Source organism: Mesorhizobium sp. C264A (assembly GCF_040324515.1).
Taxonomy (GTDB): Bacteria; Pseudomonadota; Alphaproteobacteria; order Rhizobiales; family Rhizobiaceae; genus Mesorhizobium.
In genome coordinates, this window is record NZ_JAMYVY010000002.1 from 1,285,245 (window position 1) to 1,301,114 (window position 15,870).

At 62.6% G+C, this 15,870-nt stretch carries 18 protein-coding genes and 1 pseudogene; 9 read left to right on the plus strand and 10 right to left on the minus strand.

What is annotated here, in order from left to right:
* The first annotated feature begins 188 nt into the window (after window positions 1-188).
* Both NKL04_RS25330 and NKL04_RS25335 read left to right on the plus strand, forming a co-directional pair.
* Window positions 189-806 carry a transglutaminase-like cysteine peptidase gene (locus tag NKL04_RS25330; RefSeq protein ID WP_023702439.1) on the plus strand — a complete coding sequence of 206 codons (618 nt, stop codon included), beginning with the start codon at window positions 189-191 and terminating at the stop codon, window positions 804-806.
* 336 nt (window positions 807-1,142) lie between these two features.
* Window positions 1,143-1,349, plus strand: coding sequence for a hypothetical protein (locus tag NKL04_RS25335; RefSeq protein WP_023672099.1), 207 nt, complete (start codon window positions 1,143-1,145; stop codon window positions 1,347-1,349).
* 95 nt (window positions 1,350-1,444) lie between these two features.
* On the opposite strand, the gene NKL04_RS25340 is transcribed toward NKL04_RS25335, so the two are convergent.
* From NKL04_RS25340 to NKL04_RS25355, 4 genes are all read right to left on the minus strand, one after another.
* Window positions 1,445-1,813 (minus strand): helix-turn-helix domain-containing protein, encoded by a 369-nt coding sequence (locus NKL04_RS25340; protein WP_023686054.1) that lies wholly within the window; start codon window positions 1,811-1,813, stop codon window positions 1,445-1,447.
* Complete coding sequence (locus NKL04_RS25345; protein ID WP_023702440.1) at window positions 1,813-2,331, minus strand: Smr/MutS family protein; 519 nt, start codon at window positions 2,329-2,331, stop codon at window positions 1,813-1,815. The genes NKL04_RS25340 and NKL04_RS25345 overlap by 1 nt, the downstream gene beginning before the upstream one ends.
* A complete protein-coding gene (gene mltA / locus NKL04_RS25350; RefSeq protein WP_023702441.1) occupies window positions 2,328-3,428 on the minus strand; it encodes a murein transglycosylase A in 1,101 nt (366 codons plus the stop codon). Before mltA ends, NKL04_RS25345 begins: the two co-directional genes overlap by 4 nt.
* Window positions 3,429-3,507: 79 nt before the next feature.
* Complete coding sequence (locus NKL04_RS25355) at window positions 3,508-4,212, minus strand: Tim44/TimA family putative adaptor protein (RefSeq protein ID WP_023672103.1); 705 nt, start codon at window positions 4,210-4,212, stop codon at window positions 3,508-3,510.
* A gap of 196 nt (window positions 4,213-4,408) precedes the next feature.
* On the opposite strand from NKL04_RS25355, the gene NKL04_RS25360 reads away from it, so the two are divergent.
* Together NKL04_RS25360 and secB are read left to right on the plus strand one after the other, a co-directional pair.
* The gene (locus tag NKL04_RS25360; protein WP_023687591.1) at window positions 4,409-4,909 is read left to right on the plus strand and encodes an FxsA family protein; all 501 of its coding nucleotides are present in this window, start codon (window positions 4,409-4,411) and stop codon (window positions 4,907-4,909) included.
* A gap of 139 nt (window positions 4,910-5,048) precedes the next feature.
* Complete coding sequence (gene secB / locus NKL04_RS25365; RefSeq protein WP_023672105.1) at window positions 5,049-5,549, plus strand: protein-export chaperone SecB; 501 nt, start codon at window positions 5,049-5,051, stop codon at window positions 5,547-5,549.
* 242 nt (window positions 5,550-5,791) lie between these two features.
* Here the strand turns inward: secB and dnaQ are convergent, their stop codons facing one another.
* From dnaQ to NKL04_RS25390, 5 genes are all read right to left on the minus strand, one after another.
* Window positions 5,792-6,496 (minus strand): DNA polymerase III subunit epsilon, encoded by a 705-nt coding sequence (gene dnaQ / locus NKL04_RS25370; protein ID WP_023672106.1) that lies wholly within the window; start codon window positions 6,494-6,496, stop codon window positions 5,792-5,794.
* A 125-nt stretch (window positions 6,497-6,621) separates the two neighbouring features.
* Window positions 6,622-7,206, minus strand: coding sequence for a dephospho-CoA kinase (coaE, locus tag NKL04_RS25375; RefSeq protein ID WP_023702442.1), 585 nt, complete (start codon window positions 7,204-7,206; stop codon window positions 6,622-6,624).
* 27 nt (window positions 7,207-7,233) lie between these two features.
* On the minus strand, window positions 7,234-8,061 hold the full coding sequence (locus tag NKL04_RS25380) for a shikimate dehydrogenase (protein WP_023702443.1): 828 nt from the start codon (window positions 8,059-8,061) through the stop codon (window positions 7,234-7,236).
* Window positions 8,054-8,653, minus strand: a complete 600-nt coding sequence (locus tag NKL04_RS25385) for a Maf-like protein (protein ID WP_023685039.1) — start codon at window positions 8,651-8,653, stop codon at window positions 8,054-8,056. Before NKL04_RS25385 ends, NKL04_RS25380 begins: the two co-directional genes overlap by 8 nt.
* 58 nt (window positions 8,654-8,711) lie before the next feature.
* Complete coding sequence (locus NKL04_RS25390; protein WP_488505159.1) at window positions 8,712-9,650, minus strand: pyruvate, water dikinase regulatory protein; 939 nt, start codon at window positions 9,648-9,650, stop codon at window positions 8,712-8,714.
* 283 nt (window positions 9,651-9,933) lie between these two features.
* Between NKL04_RS25390 and hemE the strand changes: the two genes are divergently transcribed.
* The 4 genes from hemE to yddG all read left to right on the plus strand — a co-directional run bounded on the left by hemE (window position 9,934) and on the right by yddG (window position 14,029).
* Window positions 9,934-10,965, plus strand: coding sequence for a uroporphyrinogen decarboxylase (gene hemE, locus NKL04_RS25395; protein ID WP_023702444.1), 1,032 nt, complete (start codon window positions 9,934-9,936; stop codon window positions 10,963-10,965).
* A complete protein-coding gene (gene hemJ, locus NKL04_RS25400) occupies window positions 10,965-11,507 on the plus strand; it encodes a protoporphyrinogen oxidase HemJ (protein WP_023702445.1) in 543 nt (180 codons plus the stop codon). Before hemE ends, hemJ begins: the two co-directional genes overlap by 1 nt.
* A 162-nt stretch (window positions 11,508-11,669) precedes the next feature.
* The gene (gene rho / locus NKL04_RS25405) at window positions 11,670-12,935 is read left to right on the plus strand and encodes a transcription termination factor Rho (protein WP_023672113.1); all 1,266 of its coding nucleotides are present in this window, start codon (window positions 11,670-11,672) and stop codon (window positions 12,933-12,935) included.
* Between the two features lie 167 nt (window positions 12,936-13,102).
* A complete protein-coding gene (yddG, locus tag NKL04_RS25410; RefSeq protein ID WP_023702446.1) occupies window positions 13,103-14,029 on the plus strand; it encodes an aromatic amino acid exporter YddG in 927 nt (308 codons plus the stop codon).
* A 277-nt stretch (window positions 14,030-14,306) separates the two neighbouring features.
* Here the strand turns inward: yddG and NKL04_RS32185 are convergent.
* A pseudogene (locus tag NKL04_RS32185) lies at window positions 14,307-14,449 on the minus strand (DUF255 domain-containing protein); the annotation flags it as partial.
* A gap of 50 nt (window positions 14,450-14,499) precedes the next feature.
* Between NKL04_RS32185 and mnmE the strand changes: the two are divergent.
* Window positions 14,500-15,822, plus strand: coding sequence for a tRNA uridine-5-carboxymethylaminomethyl(34) synthesis GTPase MnmE (mnmE, locus tag NKL04_RS25420; protein WP_023702447.1), 1,323 nt, complete (start codon window positions 14,500-14,502; stop codon window positions 15,820-15,822).
* The last annotated feature ends 48 nt before the right edge of the window (window positions 15,823-15,870 follow it).

The window sequence follows — 15,870 nt, forward strand, 5'->3', positions numbered from 1 at the left end:
CGATCCGGCTGCAGCGTGCATTGCCCGCAAAAGCGGGGCGATTTTGCGCGCCACAGGCGTTCTGTTGCACAATAGACGCTGTTGGGCGGGCGCGGGTAACCATGCCGAAGAATCTGGCTCCCCCGATAATTGACACGGAGTGTAAATCCCCTTTAACCTTTCGTTAAGAACAAGGGCGAACGGGGACAATGACTTCCTCACCGATGGCACGGACGCTGCGCTTCTGGGCGGCAGCAGGGCTGGCGATCTCTGCGTGCTGGGCAGTGCCGGCACTTGCAGGCGGCGCCATGGCGACGGGCGGCATGACCTCGCAGCCGATCGGCCACTATGATTTCTGTAAAACCCAGCCCGGCGAATGCTCGATCCGGCCGAGCAACCTCAACCCCGCCGCGATGACCGACGCCTTCATGCGCAAGCTGATCAACGTGACGTCAAGGGTCAACGCCGCCGTCAAGCCGATGAGCGACTACGACATCTATGGCAAGGACGAGGTCTGGGCCTATCCCGACAAGGGCGTCGGCGACTGCGAAGACTATGTGCTGGAAAAGCGCCGCCAGCTCTCGCGCTCTGGCGTGTCGCTGGCCGATCTCTTGATCACCGTCGTGCGCAAGCCGGACGGCGAAGGCCATGCCGTGCTGACGGTGCGCACCGACAAGGGCGACTACGTCCTCGACAATCTGACCGACAAGGTGAAGATCTGGGACGCCACCGGCTATCGCTTCCTCAAGCGGCAGGCCATCGACAACACCGGCCGCTGGGTCTCGATCCGCGGCGGCCAGCAGGTGCTGGTCGGCGCGGTTCAGTAAATAAGGACGATGCATGTGAGCGCGTCGCTGCGAACAGCTTCGTCGGAAGCCCGCGGCTAATAACTTTCACGAGATAACCGCAAGTCGGCGCTGCCCCTCATTGCCCTGCCGGGCATTTCTCCCCGTATAGTGACGGGGAGAAAGATGCTGCCATCGGTGATTTCGCCAATCGTCAACGTTGCCAAATAGGCGCAGCGCGGCGGATGAGGGCAGCGCTGACCTCGAAATCTTATCTCTCGAAACGCCTCCTCAAAAAATTTCGCTACCTGCGTGAACCAAACCGTCTCCAGCGGCGACACACAGCCGTAAACAGAAACCCAACCATGGAGACTTCAAATGACTGCTTTCCTGCGTAATGCTTTCCTCGCCGCCATCGCGGTATCGTCCCTGGCCGGATCCGCTATGGCCGACCAGACCGGCTGCGCCAAGAACAACCAGTGGGGCAATCGCTGTTGCGATCTCACCTCGGACTGCCTGGGTGGCGGCCGCGGCGGCGATCATGACAGCACTGGCGGCCGTGGCGGCCAGGCCGGCGCGAAGTAATCTCGCTATATGCCCGCTGGCTAACGGCCGGCGGGCATCGCCTTCAGGATGAAATGCCGGCGCTATTGATGAGCATTCGTGGCCTTGGCGCCGCCCTACTTACGCCGCTCCAGTGCGGCCCGGATCGAGGCGGTGATGCGGGCAAGCTCGGCTTCGCTCAGCTTCTCGATGTTCTCGGCCAGGAGATTGGCCAACTCGGTGGCGGCAGGACTGAGGCCGGACGTATCGAGTCTCACCCGCGGATGTGAGGCCTCGGCCAGACGCGCCAGCTCTTCGGCATCGTCCCAGATGACGTTGAAATAGCCGATGATCTTCTGGATCAGCGTCCAGGTCGGCGCGCCGCGGCGGCCATGTTCCAGCGCCGACAGATAGGCGGCGCTGACTCCGATCGCCTGCGCCATGTCCTTCTGGCGCAAGCCGCGCTCGGCTCGAAGCGCCCGCAGTTTTTCGCCGAACGGCGTCATCAGCGGGTTCGCCTGAGCCGAACGTAGAGCGCGCCCGAACCGCCGTGGTTGCGGGCGGCGTGATCGTGGCTGGAGACCAGCGGCCGGAAGGCAGGCGTCGACAGCCAGGCAGGCACGGCGCGCCGCAAGACGCCGTCGCCGCCCGACGACGACCCTTTTCCCGTAATGACGAGGACATAGCGGATGCCGCCGGCATGGGCCCGGTGCAGGAACGAAAACAGCAGCGAATAGGCCTCGTCCTGGGTCATGCCATGCAGATCGACGCGGCCTTCGATCGGCAGCCGGCCCTTCTTCAGCTTGTCCAATGTCGGCTCGTCCAGCGCGTGCGATACATGCTGCGCCTTCGGCTTGGCGGCGAGGACCGGACCGACAGCGACCGGCGTCTGTGCCGGCTTGGGGTCTACGACGATGTCGGCAATCTCGACCGCGGTCCGGCCCTTCAGCGGTCGGGCGGTGCGCGCCACCAGGTTCCACAGCACCCGGTCGTCTTCGTTGAGTTTATCGGGGCGCTTGCTCATCGATTCGATTCCGAAACGAGAGCGCGTGGAACCAAGGCATAGAAATCGGCCGCATTGCGAACGACGCCGGCGATCTCGCCGGCCGCATCGCCGGAGCCGGCGAACAGATCGCCCCGCGCCGGTCCGGTGATGGCCGAGCCGGTGTCCTGCGCAATCATCAGCCGCCGGAACGGTTTTCCGTCGAAGGCGGTCAGCGACGGAGCGTCGATGTAGAAGGGGGTACCGAATGTGTGCCGCAGCCGGTCGACCGCGAGCGAACGGCCCGGCGTCAACGGCACCTTGGCGGCGGCGATAGGACCGAGTGCGGCATCGTCGACATCGGCTTCGCGAAAGAAGATATAGGAGCGGTTCTGCCAGAGGATCTCGTCGACGCGATCCGGATGCGCCCTGAACCAGGCGCGGATAGACTGCATCGTCACTTTTTCCAGTGGGATTTCGCCGAGTTCGGCGAGAATCTTCCCCGGACCGCTGAAACGTTGGCCGGATTTGGCGGCGTAGGTGACGCGGCAAAGCCGGCCGTCGGTCATCTTCAGCCTGGCCGCACCTTGCACATGGATGAAGAAGACGTCGACCTTGTCGGCAAGCCAGGCGATTTCCAGGCCTTGGCCGGCCAGCGCGCCTCTCTCGATCTCACTGCGGTCGAAATACTCCACCAGGCCCTGCGGCGTATCGCGGGCGAAGGCGAGATAGTCGTCCATCCCTCGAGGACGGTTGGCATCATCGATGTCGACGAGATCGGAAGGCCGCTCCAGCAGCGGCACCGTGAATTCATCCGTGCGCACTGGTGAGGCCTCGACCTCCGGCTCGTAGAAGCCGGTGACCAGGCCGGGGTTTTCGAATCGAATCTGGACTGGGGCGAAATGGCGCTCGAAAAAACCCTTGGCCGCCGACCGATTCGCCGGCGAAACGGTGCGCGCCTCGTCATAAGCGCCGGCAAACGCGTCGAACCGGACGCCCAACGAACCGGTGCGGTAGGGCTTGTTCAGGACATGAAAGGCCGAACGGCGGAAGGCTTCGAAAGCGGGCAGATGGTCATCGAAATTCCAACCGGGAAGATCATCGAAGGACTTTTCCACGAAAAGCGGCGAGAGCGACACCTCAGCCTCGCCACTGCCGATGTTTGCCTGCATGTCGCTATCCCAAAAAAGCTGCCCGCACCGGGCGACATGCATAGGCTCAGTCTTCTTCCTCGGTGGCGACCAGCTTCCAGTTCGGATCGCGCGAGCGTGTGTCGCGGGCGAAGGTCCAGACATCCTTGACCTCGGCCACCGTCTCGGGATCGCCGTCGATGACGGCACCCGCCTTGTCGCGGGTCGCCGAAATCAGTTCGCTCACGATGCGCAGCGTGATGTGGGCCTCGCCGCCCTTCATCTCGGCCGAGACGATGTCGGCCTTGTCGATGCCGACGAAGGAGGACTGGATCTTTTCGGCTTTCGCCTCGCGGTCGCCAATCGCGGCAACGAAGCCGTCAAAAACCTCGCGCGACAACAGGTTCTTCAGCGTTTTTCGGTCGCCATCGGCATAGGCCATGACGATCATCTCATAAGCCATCTTGGCGCCGTCGACGAAGACTTTGGGGTCGAAGGAGGGATCATTGTCCTTGATCGCGCGCAGGCCCTTGTTGAGGTCGGTGTCGGGCTTGGCGAAGGCATCGATGGCCGCATAGGTCTCGGCAGCCGTCTCGCCCGGCATGCGCTTGCGTGGCAGCGAAACCACATTTTCGGGCTTCTGGGTCGCGTCCTTCTCGGTGCGGCTGGCCGTGTACGGATCGAAGGGCGGGCGCTCGCTGCCCGTGCGGCGGCCAAGCACGTTGCGCAGCTGGAAAAAGATCACCACCGCCGCAATCAGAAAGAAAATGGTGCCGAAGTCGAAGAATCCCATATCTTTCGCCAATCAATCCCTGACCTGGCCGGGACCGCCAGCCAATCGGGCGGCGGTCGCATGGCGTTAAACATGCAAAGCATATAGAACGCATGGCGCAATCATTCAAATCAAAGGCAGGCATACCTATCTAACGGCCTCAGTGCCAGCGGCGATTATGCGCCGCCCGGCAAACATGGAAACGATCGGTCAAGACTTGCGCATTTCCTTCCTTCCTCTGTTCCTGCTTGCGCTGCCGCTGCTGGAAATCGCCGGTTTCGTCATTGTCGGCCGCGAGGTCGGGGCGCTGGCGACGGTCGGTCTGGTGCTGGCTTCAAGCATTGCCGGCGTGCTTCTGCTCCGGCACCAGGGTTTTGGCGTCATGGCGCGGGTCCGCGCCGAGATGGCCGGCGGCGGCGACCCCAGCCGCCAGCTCGCGCATGGCGCCATGATCGTGGTCGCCGCGATCCTGTTGATCATCCCCGGCTTCATCACCGATATTGTCGGCCTGCTGCTGTTCCTGCCGCCGGTGCGCGACCTTGCCTGGCGCAGGCTCAAGGGCCGCATCGTCGTCGCGACCGATTTCACCGCCGGCGGTTTTCGCGGCAGGTCGCGTGACAAGGTCATCGACCTCGACGACCGCGACTATTCGCGCGAGGACGATTTCAAGCGCGGTCCCGACCATAACTCGCCGTGGCGCCGCCTGAAGGACGACTGAACGTCACCTTGCCAACGACTGACTATTGACCCCTTTCGGCCTGAAGGCGGCAAACCTTGTCTTGTCTTGCCGACCATGCTAGCCAACGCCCGATTTCAATTCGGTCAGCGCTGCTGTCCAGGCAAAAGGAACAAGGCTCATGGCCAGCAAAGATGACGCGCCGGTCGGCGCCGCCAACGGCAACGGCGAAACGGCGCAGCCCTCGCTCAACGTGCTTGCCCAGTATGTGAAGGACCTGTCCTTCGAAAGCCCCGGCGCGCCGAACTCGCTGCGCGGCCGCGACAAGGCCCCAGGCATTGCGATCAACGTCAATGTCAATGCCAACCCGCTCTCCGACAAGCAGTTCGACGTCAATCTGACCTTGAACGCCAAGGCGTCCTTCGACCAGGAAGTGCTGTTCAATGTCGAACTGGTCTATGGCGGCGTCTTCGCCATCGCCGGCTTCCCGCAGGAGCACATGCTGCCGATCCTGTTCATCGAATGCCCGCGGCTTTTGTTCCCGTTCGCCCGCCAGATCATCGCCGAAGCCACCCGCAATGGCGGCTTCCCGCCGTTGATGCTCGACCCGATCGATTTTGCCCAGATGTTCCAGCAGAAGCTGGCCGAGGACCAGGCGGCATCGAAGGTCAAGGTGAGCTGAAGGCAAGCGTCACGCGCATGAGTTGAAAGCCCGGCTTCGTGCCGGGCTTTTTGTATACTGAGATGCTGGCGGGACAGCACCCCCTCTGCCTTGCCAGGCATCTCCCCCTCATCGCGACCTTCGCCAACTTTAGACGTTGCAGGAATGGGCTGGAGCGGCGAAGCTGCTGATCTCCCCCCTTGAGGGGGAGATGGCCGGCAGGCCAGAGAGGGGTGTGACGGAACGCTACCTCCGCGATCCGTTCACCCCGCCGCCACCTTCAGCCACAGCGCCTTTTCACCCAGCGTCGCCACCAGCCCCGCATGCGCCGCTCGCTCGCCCTCGGTCAGGCGCGGCGGCAGGGCGATTGGCCTGGCGGCGATCGAGATGTCGATGTCGGCAACGTCGCCATTGCTGTTGAGCTGCACCACGACCGCGTCGAGGACAAGTGCGGCCTGCTTGCCGCCGATGAGTTCGATGTAGACCTCGGCCAGGAGCTCGGAATCGAGCAGCGCGCCGTGCTTGGTGCGGTGGCCGTTGTCGATGCCGTAGCGGCGGCAGAGCGCGTCGAGCGAATTGGGGCCCATCGGATGCTTGCGCCGCGCCAGCGCCAGCGTGTCGACGACGCGCCCGGTGTCTATGGCCGGCTGGCCGAGCCGCCCGAATTCCGTGTTGAGGAAGCCGATGTCGAAATTGGCGTTGTGGGCGACGAGCTTGGCGCCGTCGGTGAAGGCGAGCCATTCCTCGGCGATTTCGGCAAAGGTCGGCTTGCCGACGAGGTCGGCGGCGCTGATGCCGTGCACGGCTTGCGCCTCGACATGGACGGCGCGCCCCTGCGGATTGATGAATTTGTGGAAGGTGCGGCCGGTCGGGAAGCGGTTGACCAGCTCGACGCCGCCAAGCTCGATGATGCGGTCGTCGCGCATGTCGAGTCCGGTGGTTTCGGTATCGAAAATGATCTCACGCATAGAATCAACCTACTCCTGGAGGAGTAGAATCATGGAGCGGAACAAAATGGCAATGGGTAATGCCGACAGCCTGCCGTCAGGGGCCTGATGGGCGCGACTTATCCCCCAGGAGTTAGCAGGCGAGCTCAGCGTCCTGAGAGCTCGGCAATGATCGCGCCGACCGCGGTGCGGGCGGCGTCCATGCCTTCACCGGTGTCGATGACGAAATCGGCCTGCCGGCGTTTTTCGGCATCGGGCACCTGCTTGGCCAGGATGGCCGCCAGCTTTTCCTCGCTCAAGTCAGGACGCGCCAGCACGCGGGCGCGCTGGATATCGGCCGGCGCGGTGACGACGATGACCTTGTCGACACGGTTGCGGCCGCCGGTTTCGAACAGCAGCGGAATGTCGAGCACGACGAGCGGCGCGCCGGCGGCGCGGTGCCTTGCCAGAAAGGCATCGGCATCGGCCCGCACCAGCGGATGGACGATCGCCTCCAATGTCTTCAGCGCAGCAGCGTTGCCGAGCACGCGGCGCGCCAACTCGGTGCGGTCGACCGAACCGGCAATCACGGTGCCCGGAAAGGCCGCCTCGACGAGAGGTGCTGCCTTGCCGGCATAGAGGCGATGTACGGTCTCGTCGGAATCATGCACCGGCACGCCGGCGTCGACGAACATTTTCGCCGTCGTCGACTTGCCCATGCCGATCGACCCGGTGAGGCCAAGCACGATCATCATTTGGCGCCCATCATTTGCGACCCATCATTTGGCGAGGATGTCGGCGACGATCATCTGTCGCAACTCAGGCGTGACCTGCGGCATCTTGCCGAACCAGCGTTCGAAACCGGGCACAGCCTGGTGCAACAGCATGCCGAGCCCGTCGACCGTCTTCAAATTTCTCGCGCGGGCAGCGGCAAGCAGCGGTGTTTCCAGCGGCACATAGACGATGTCTGCGACAATGGCGTGAGCTGGCAGGCCGGCCGGATCGGCGGCCAGCGTCGCATCGCCATGCATGCCAAGTGCCGTGGTGTTGATCAGCAAGCCGGCATCGCCAAGCAAGTCGCCGACCGCGCCATGTGCCGAAACGCCGGCGCCGAAGCGGTCGGCGAGTTCCTGCGCCCGCGCCAATGTGCGGTTGACGATGCGGATATCTTTGATGCCGCGCGATTTAAGCGCGTGGATGACCGCGCGCGACGCGCCGCCGGCGCCGAGCACCACGGCCGGACTATTCCTGTCCCAGCCCGGGGCATGCTCGTCGAGGTTGCCGGCAAAGCCGATCCAGTCCGAATTGCCGCCCCACAGCACGCCGTCGTCCAGCCACAGCATGTTGACCGCGCCGATCATCTCCGCCGCCTCGTCGCGGCGTTCGACCTGGGCGAAGGCGGCTTCCTTGTGCGGGATGGTGACGTTGCCGCCTTGATAGCCATTGGCCTCGAGCGACGAGAGGAACTCGGGAAAATCGGCCGGCGCGACATCGATCGCACGGTAGCTGCCGTCGATGCCGTATGTATTCAGCCAATAGCCGTGGATCTTCGGCGAGCGCGAATGCGCGATCGGATGGCCGGTGACGAAAGCTTTTTTCTCAACCATCGATGGCTCCGAGCGCACGCAATTCCGCCAGCACCGGTAACAGCGGCAGGCCGACAATGGTGAAATAATCGCCTTCGATCTTTTCGAACAGCTGGATGCCTTCGCCCTCGATCTGGTAGGCGCCGACGCTCGACAACGCCTTGGCGCCGACGCGGGCCAGGTGCCGGCCGACGAAGGCCGGATCGAGCTTGCGCATGGTAAGGCTGGCGATGCCGACGTGACGCCACAGCACCTTGCCGTTGCGGCAGAGCACGGCGGCGCTGTTCAGCTGATGCGTCTTGCCCGACAGCGCCAGCAGATGGCGGCGGGCGCCTTCCATGTCGGCCGGCTTGTGGAACACTTCATCTCCCAGTGACAAAGTCTGGTCGCAGCCGAGCACCAGGGCGCCCGGTCTGCGTTCGCTGACCTCGGTCGCCTTGGCTTCGGCGAGTATCAGGGCGACATCTTCCGGCGACACACCGCTGTCCTGCAACGGCGCCTCGAGCGCACGCTCGTCGACATCGGCAGGCACCGCTTCGATGCCGAGCCCGGCATTGATGAGCATTGCTTTGCGGAACGGGCTGCCGGAGGCGAGGATGATTTTTTCGGTCATGGGTTCTGGGCCTGGTCGATAGTGGTTGATTGGGGCAGGAGGTCGCGTTGCCATCCCATCATCTATTCTTCCCCCGCAGGGCAACAATGGCTGCCGCGGTCTCTTCGATCGAACGGCGGCTGACGTCTATCATCGGCCAATTGTGGCGGGTGCAGATCTGGCGGGCATAGGCGAGCTCTTCGGCGATCGAGGCACGGTCGACATAATCGGTCGCTTCGTAGGTGCTGCTGTTGCCGAGCACGCGGTTCTGCCGGACATGCGAGATGCGTTCGGCGGTGGCGATCAGCCCGACGATCAGCGGCTTGGTAGCAGCGGCCAGGCTTTCGGGCACCGGCACGCCGAGCACGATCGGGATGTTGGCGGTCTTGATGCCGCGGTTGGCGAGATAGATGCTGGTCGGCGTCTTCGATGTCCTGGAAATGCCGATCAGCACGACATCGGCGTCGTCCATGTTGAGCGGCAGCTGCCCGTCATCATGCTCCATCGTAAAATTGAGTGCGTCGATACGGTGGAAATAATCGGCATCGAGCACATGCTGGGCGCCGACGCGGCGGCCGGCCGGCGTGCCGAGATAGGACTGGAACACGGTGAGGACCGGCTCCAGCACCGAAACGCAGGGCAGCCCCATGGCGGCGCAGCGCTCGTCAATACCGCGCGCCAGCTTCTGGTCGACGACGGTGTAGAGGATGATGCCCGGTTCCTCTTCTATGTCCTCGAAGACTTTCGCCACCTGCTTTTCGGTGCGGATGAGCGGATAGATATGCTCGATGGCGCGCGCATCCTTGTATTGCGCCGAGGCGGCTCGGCCGGCCGCCAGCAGCGTCTCGCCGGTGGCGTCGGAAATCAGGTGCAGGTGAAAGAAGCTCTGGGGTTTGTTCACAGGGGGCGCCTCAGGCTGTGGGCTTGTGTGGATAAACCGGGGCCGCAAAGGCGACCGGCTGGAGGCGACTGTATCAGAAGGCCAGTTGTCCACAATTCGATGCGCTGTCAGCTTCACTGTGCGGTTGGGGACAAATCTGGGGACGGGCGTTTTTGCCAGCGCTTCATCCACAGAGGCGGTTTTTCAGCGGCTACGTCAAACCATTGACTCCAGTGATGGAATCCTGGTCATCCACACTCTTTGCCAATCCGGCGGAAGAAACACGCGACAAAATGCTGGCTGGCCTTTTCCAGGGCAAAGCGGGACAGGTGACAACCACCGATACCAACAGACTCTTAGAATCAGAAGATTCTAGAAATAGACTATTTAATTTTAGAGAAGGCAGGGAAGAGAGCGCTCAATGCCCGAGAACCGCATCGTGCTGGACGTGCTGAGAGGCGAGGCAGTGTTTCCGCCGCCGCTCTGGATGATGCGCCAGGCCGGGCGCTATCTGCCGGAGTACCGCGAGACCAGAAAGCGCGCCGGGTCCTTTCTCGATCTTTGCTACAATCCTGATCTGGCTGTCGAAGTGACGCTGCAGCCGATCGAGCGCTTCGGCTTCGATGCCTCGATCCTGTTCTCGGACATTCTGGTCGTGCCGCATGCGCTGGGACGCGATGTCCGCTTCGAGGAGGGCCGCGGGCCGCTGCTGACGCCAATCACTGCAGCTGAGATTTCGGCTCTCAACAGTGAAACGTTTCACGTGAATCTCGAACCGGTCTACGAGACGGTTCGCCGGCTGCGGGCAAGATTGCCTGACGAGACCACGCTGATCGGCTTCTGCGGCGCGCCGTGGACGGTGGCGACCTACATGATCGCCGGCCACGGCACACCCGACCAGGCGCCAGCGCGGCTGTTTGCCTATCGCGAACCGACGGCCTTCAAGCATCTCCTGAAAGTGCTCGCCGATCACTCCGCGGCCTATTTGATCCGCCAGATCGAAGCCGGTGCCGACGTGGTGCAGATTTTCGATTCCTGGTCCGGCGTGCTTGATGATGCGTCTTTCGAGCAGTTCTGCGTGCAACCGGTGGCGGAGATCGTCGGCCAGGTTCGTGCGGTTCATCGCCATGTTCCGATCATAGGCTTTCCCAAGGGCGCCGGCGCCCGCTACGAGACCTATCGTGAGAAGACCGGTGTCACGGGGCTGGGGATCGACTGGACCGTACCCCTGGCGGCGGCGAACGAACTGCAGCGCTCGGGTGCGGTCCAGGGCAACCTCGATCCCTTGCGGCTCGTGGCCGGCGGCAAAGCCCTGTCGGACGGCGTCGATGCGATCCTCAAGGCGCTGGGCGACGGACCGCTGATCTTCAATCTCGGCCATGGCATCACGCCGGAGACGCCGGTGGCACATGTCGAGGCGATGGTGAAGCAGGTGCGGAGCGCGACACGCTGATGGCTCAATCGGATAATACGCGCGGCAACGGCACTCGTGGGGCGATGATGCGGATGACCATCGGCATCGGAGTGCTGGTTGTTCTCGCCGCACTTTTGTTTTTCTTTGCGCCTGAGGGTTTCTATCCCTGGGCGAAGGCAATCCATATCCTGGCCGTCATCTCCTGGATGGCCGGCATGCTCTATCTGCCGCGATTGCTGGTCTACCACGCCGACACAGAGAAGGGGTCCGTCCAATCGGAGACCTTCAAGGTGATGGAGCGGCGTCTGCTGCGCGGCATCATCAATCCGGCGATGATCGTCACCTGGGTGTTCGGGCTTTGGCTTGCCTGGAAAGTGTTTGGCTTTCACGGCGGCTGGCTGCACGCCAAGATAGGCTTGGTGCTGTTGCTGTCGGGCGTGCATGGCTATCTGGCCGGTGCTGTCAGAAAATTCGCCGAGGACCGCAATGAAAAACCGGCGCGGCACTGGCGAATCGCCAACGAGATCCCCACATTGCTGATGATCGCCATCGTCATCCTGGTTGTCGTCAAGCCGTTCTAGGCCCATTTCGGTCGACAAACGCAGCTTGCTCTTTCCCCCGACCGACGATAAAAGACGGGTCTTCCTTCCCGTCATGCGCCGCCCTTGATTGCTTTCGGCCGCGCCCGGCATTTATCGCATCCAGCCGATATATTTTCCCCAAAGCAGATTCAGAGTCCGTCTATGCAAGAAATGAAACTCGCAGAGTTCAAGAACAAGAAGCCGCCAGAGCTGATCGCCTATGCCGAATCGCTCGAAGTGGAAAACGCCAGCGTCATGCGCAAGCAGGAACTGATGTTTGCCATCCTGAAGAAACTGGCCGCCCAGGACGTCGAGATCATCGGCGATGGCGTGGTCGAGTTGCTGCAGGACGGTTTCGGCTTCCTGCGCTCAGCCAACGCCAATTATCTGCCCGGTCCCGACGATATCTACATCTCGCCGTCGCAGATCCGCCGCTTCTCCTTGAAGACCGGCGATACCGTCGAAGGGCCGATCCGCAGCCCAAAAGAGGGCGAGCGCTATTTCGCCCTTCTCAAGGTCAACACGATCAATTTCGACGATCCCGAAAAGATCCGTCACAAGATCCATTTCGACAATCTGACGCCGCTCTATCCGACCAAGCGGCTGAAGATGGAGATCGACAATCCGACCGGCAAGGACATCTCGTCGCGCGTGATCGACCTGGTGGCGCCGATCGGCAAGGGACAGCGCGCGCTCATCAACGCGCAGCCGCGTACCGGCAAAACGGTGCTGATGCAGAATATTGCCCACTCGATCACGGCCAATCATCCGGAATGCTATCTGATCGTACTTCTGATCGACGAACGGCCAGAAGAAGTGACCGACATGCAGCGTTCGGTGAAGGGCGAGGTCGTGTCCTCGACCTTTGACGAACCGGCGGTGCGCCACGTCCAGGTCGCCGAAATGGTCATCGAAAAGGCCAAGCGCCTGGTCGAGCATGGCCGCGACGTCGTTATTCTGCTCGATTCGATCACCCGCCTCGGCCGTGCCTACAACACCGTCGTGCCGTCCTCCGGCAAGGTGCTGACCGGCGGTGTCGACGCCAACGCGCTGCAGCGGCCAAAGCGCTTCTTCGGCGCGGCCCGCAACATCGAGGAAGGCGGCTCGCTGACCATCATCGCCACCGCGCTGATCGACACCGGCAGCCGCATGGACGAAGTCATCTTCGAAGAGTTCAAGGGCACCGGCAACTGCGAAATCCAGCTCGACCGCAAGGTCGCCGACAAGCGCATCTACCCGGCCATGGACATTTTGAAGTCCGGCACCCGCAAGGAAGACCTGCTGGTCTCCAAGCAGGATCTGCAGAAGATCTTCGTCCTGCGCCGCATCCTGGCGCCGATGGGAACCACGGATGCGATCGAGTTCCTGATCGACAAGCTGAAGCAGACCAAGACCAACGCCGATTTCTTCGATTCGATGAACACGTAAGCTTCTCGTCGGCCATCGTTTCGCATTGAAGCCTCGTTCCGGGAACTGGGACGGGGTTTTTCATTGCGGGGGCAAACAGGTCGCATTTCCGACAGGGCGTGGCCTTGGGCGGCAATTTCCACAGCTGTCGTCATGCGAGTAATCGCGTCTCGAAGATCGGAAGCCGCATGGAGAAAACAATCCCGACCCTGATCGGCTTCTCGGCCATCCTGACATGGTCCTTCCTGGCGCTGCTTTCGACGGCGGCGGGACCGATTCCGCCCTTTCAGCTGGCGGCGATGACGTTTCTGCTTGGCGGGTTGGTCGGCGCGTCGAGCTGGCTTGTCCGTCCGGCGGCGATCAAGTCGCTGCGCCAGCCGTGGCAGGTCTGGGCGCTCGGCACAGCGGGGCTGTGCATCTACCACTGCGCCTATTTCTTCGCCGTCCAGTCGGCGCCGCCGGTCGAGGTCAGCCTGATCGCCTATCTCTGGCCGTTGCTGATCGTCGTCTTTGCCGCCTTCCTGCCTGGAGAAAAGCTGAGGGCCCATCACATTGCCGGCGTCATGCTCGGCCTTGCCGGCGCCATTGTGGTGATCACCAAGGGCGGCACGATCGGACTGGCCAATGGTGTGATGAAGGGGCATGTCATCTCGCTGTTCTGCGCTTTCATCTGGGCCGGCTATTCGGTTTTATCGCGCCGCTTTGGCAAGGTGCCGACCGATGTGGTCGTCGGTTACTGCTTCATCACGGCTGCGGTCGCCTTGGTGCTGCACCTCACCCTTGAGACCACCGTCTGGGCACAGACGGCGACGGAGTGGAGCGCCATCGTCATCTTGGGCGTAATGCCGCTAGGCGCCGGCTTTTACGCCTGGGACTATGGCTGCAAGCACGGGGACATCATGATCCTCGGCGCCCTCTCCTATGCCGCGCCCCTCTTCTCGGTCATCGTGCTTCTGCTGGCAGGCTTTGGTGTGTTTCACTGGTCGGTGGCTGTTGCTTGCATCCTGATCACGGTCGGAGCGGTGGTCGCGGCCAAGGATTTGCTGTTCGGGCCGCGGTCGCCATCCATTGATGCGACGCCGCTTCCTTCGGCGTTGGACGGAAACACCGGTTGACCTGCCGTCGCAACAGCGGCTCGGTTCCTACGGATCCGGCGCCACGGGCAGGATAGCCGGTGCATAGCTCCGGTCTGCCGGTTGGCGGCCGGATGCCACTGGCCAATGTTCGATCGATTCGCATGCGTTCCGATCGGGGCGGCAATATCGGCGTGACGCAGGTCGGGATTCTGATTCGCAGCCGGAACGAAGCTTGCCTGTCGGGGGCGAAGGATCCAGCTTCACGGCTCGGGGCCAGGCACAAGCGTTAACGATGCGGCCTGCGTAGGGCTTGCTGGCCCGCCCAGAACTGCTTGGCGTCGGAATTAGGACCCGCCTGCTCGCACATGGATGACAAGGCGGCTATACAGATTTGGTAATGTCCGGCCGCTCCTCGCGATCGACCTTGATATTGACGAACAGCCGGTTCATGACGGCCGCATACTGTGGGATTGTTGACCGGACAGCTAGGCGACCGGTGAGACGGGCAAATGATTTCAGGCGATTCGATTGTTGCGCTGTCCAGCGGCCGCCTGCCTGCCGGCATCGCTGTCATCCGCATCTCCGGACCAAGAACTCGATTCGCTGTCGAAACGGTTGCCGACGGCATGATCAAGGACCGGGTTGCGACCCTGCGCAAGCTCCGAACAGTGGACGGGTCGCTTATCGACAACGGCCTGGTGCTGTTTTTTCCGGGGCCGAACAGTTTTACCGGCGAGGATGTCGCCGAGTTCCACGTCCATGGCGGCCGCGCCGTCGCCAGCAAGATGCTGGAGATCATTGCCGGGTTTGACGGCGTGCGTCATGCGGAACCTGGTGAATTTACGCGCCGGGCTCTTCTCAACGGCAAGCTGGATCTGGTCGAGACGGAGGCGTTGGCCGATCTGGTCAACGCCGAAACCGAAGCGCAGCGGCGCTTTGCCGTGCAGAATGCCGAAGGAGTGCAAAGCGAACTCTATCTTGGCTGGCGCCGTCGGCTGATCCATGCACGGGCGATGATCGAGGCGGAAATCGACTTCGCCGACGAAGACGACGTGCCCGGTTCGGTTTCGGACACGGTTTGGTCCGATGTGCGCGCAATGGTGGGCGAGATCGGCCGGCATGTCGATGGCTTCCATGCCGCCGAGATCATCCGTGACGGGTTTGAGGTTGTCATCCTCGGTGCACCGAACGCCGGCAAATCCAGCCTGTTCAACGCGCTGGCCAGGCGTGAGGCGGCGATTGTTACCGACGAGCCCGGCACGACGCGGGACTTGCTCGAAGTGGTGCTGGATCTCCACGGAGTGCGGGTCAGGGTAACCGACACCGCGGGCCTGCGCGAGTCGCCCGGCAAGATCGAAGCGATCGGTATCGAAAAGGCGCGGGCCAAGGCGCACACGGCTGACCTGGTGCTGTTGCTGGAAGATCTGGCGGACCCTACTGCGATCGGCAACATGCCTGTTGACGCCCCGGCTTTGAGAATCGGCACCAAGGTCGATCTCTTGAAAGGTTCGCCGCGATTGGAGGCGTATGATGCGTTGATCTCGACGGTGGACGGCACTGGGTTGGCTGAACTCCTGGCCGAGATCGGCAGGCGCGCCGCGGCTGCTATCGGCGATGCCGGTGACATCCTGCCGTCTCGGTTGCGGCATGTGGAGCTGCTCAATGAGACCAGGCGCTTTCTGATCTCGGCTTTGTCGGGGCAAGAGCGCGGCCAGGAGCTGCGGGCGGAGGAGCTGCGTCTTGCGGCGGACCGGCTCGGCCGGATTGTCGGCGCGGTGGATGTCGAGGACCTGCTGGACGTAATCTTTTCGCAGTTTTGCATTGGAAAGTGACTCACGTGAAACAGGGGGGCGCGCCGTGTGAGTGACTCACGTGAAACA

Bases quoted from the DNA above. Each gene is read 5' to 3' on its own strand.
- NKL04_RS25330 (WP_023702439.1), top strand. From the start codon at position 189: ATGACTTCCTCACCGATGGCACGGACGCTGCGCTTCTGGGCGGCAGCA.
- NKL04_RS25335 (WP_023672099.1), top strand. From the start codon at position 1,143: ATGACTGCTTTCCTGCGTAATGCTTTCCTCGCCGCCATCGCGGTATCG.
- NKL04_RS25340 (WP_023686054.1), bottom strand. From the start codon at position 1,813: ATGACGCCGTTCGGCGAAAAACTGCGGGCGCTTCGAGCCGAGCGCGGC.
- NKL04_RS25345 (WP_023702440.1), bottom strand. From the start codon at position 2,331: ATGAGCAAGCGCCCCGATAAACTCAACGAAGACGACCGGGTGCTGTGG.
- NKL04_RS25355 (WP_023672103.1), bottom strand. From the start codon at position 4,212: ATGGGATTCTTCGACTTCGGCACCATTTTCTTTCTGATTGCGGCGGTG.
- secB (WP_023672105.1), top strand. From the start codon at position 5,049: ATGGCCAGCAAAGATGACGCGCCGGTCGGCGCCGCCAACGGCAACGGC.
- dnaQ (WP_023672106.1), bottom strand. From the start codon at position 6,496: ATGCGTGAGATCATTTTCGATACCGAAACCACCGGACTCGACATGCGC.
- coaE (WP_023702442.1), bottom strand. From the start codon at position 7,206: ATGATCGTGCTTGGCCTCACCGGGTCGATCGGCATGGGCAAGTCGACG.
- NKL04_RS25380 (WP_023702443.1), bottom strand. From the start codon at position 8,061: ATGGTTGAGAAAAAAGCTTTCGTCACCGGCCATCCGATCGCGCATTCG.
- NKL04_RS25385 (WP_023685039.1), bottom strand. From the start codon at position 8,653: ATGACCGAAAAAATCATCCTCGCCTCCGGCAGCCCGTTCCGCAAAGCA.
- hemE (WP_023702444.1), top strand. From the start codon at position 9,934: ATGCCCGAGAACCGCATCGTGCTGGACGTGCTGAGAGGCGAGGCAGTG.
- hemJ (WP_023702445.1), top strand. From the start codon at position 10,965: ATGGCTCAATCGGATAATACGCGCGGCAACGGCACTCGTGGGGCGATG.
- rho (WP_023672113.1), top strand. From the start codon at position 11,670: ATGCAAGAAATGAAACTCGCAGAGTTCAAGAACAAGAAGCCGCCAGAG.
- yddG (WP_023702446.1), top strand. From the start codon at position 13,103: ATGGAGAAAACAATCCCGACCCTGATCGGCTTCTCGGCCATCCTGACA.
- mnmE (WP_023702447.1), top strand. From the start codon at position 14,500: ATGATTTCAGGCGATTCGATTGTTGCGCTGTCCAGCGGCCGCCTGCCT.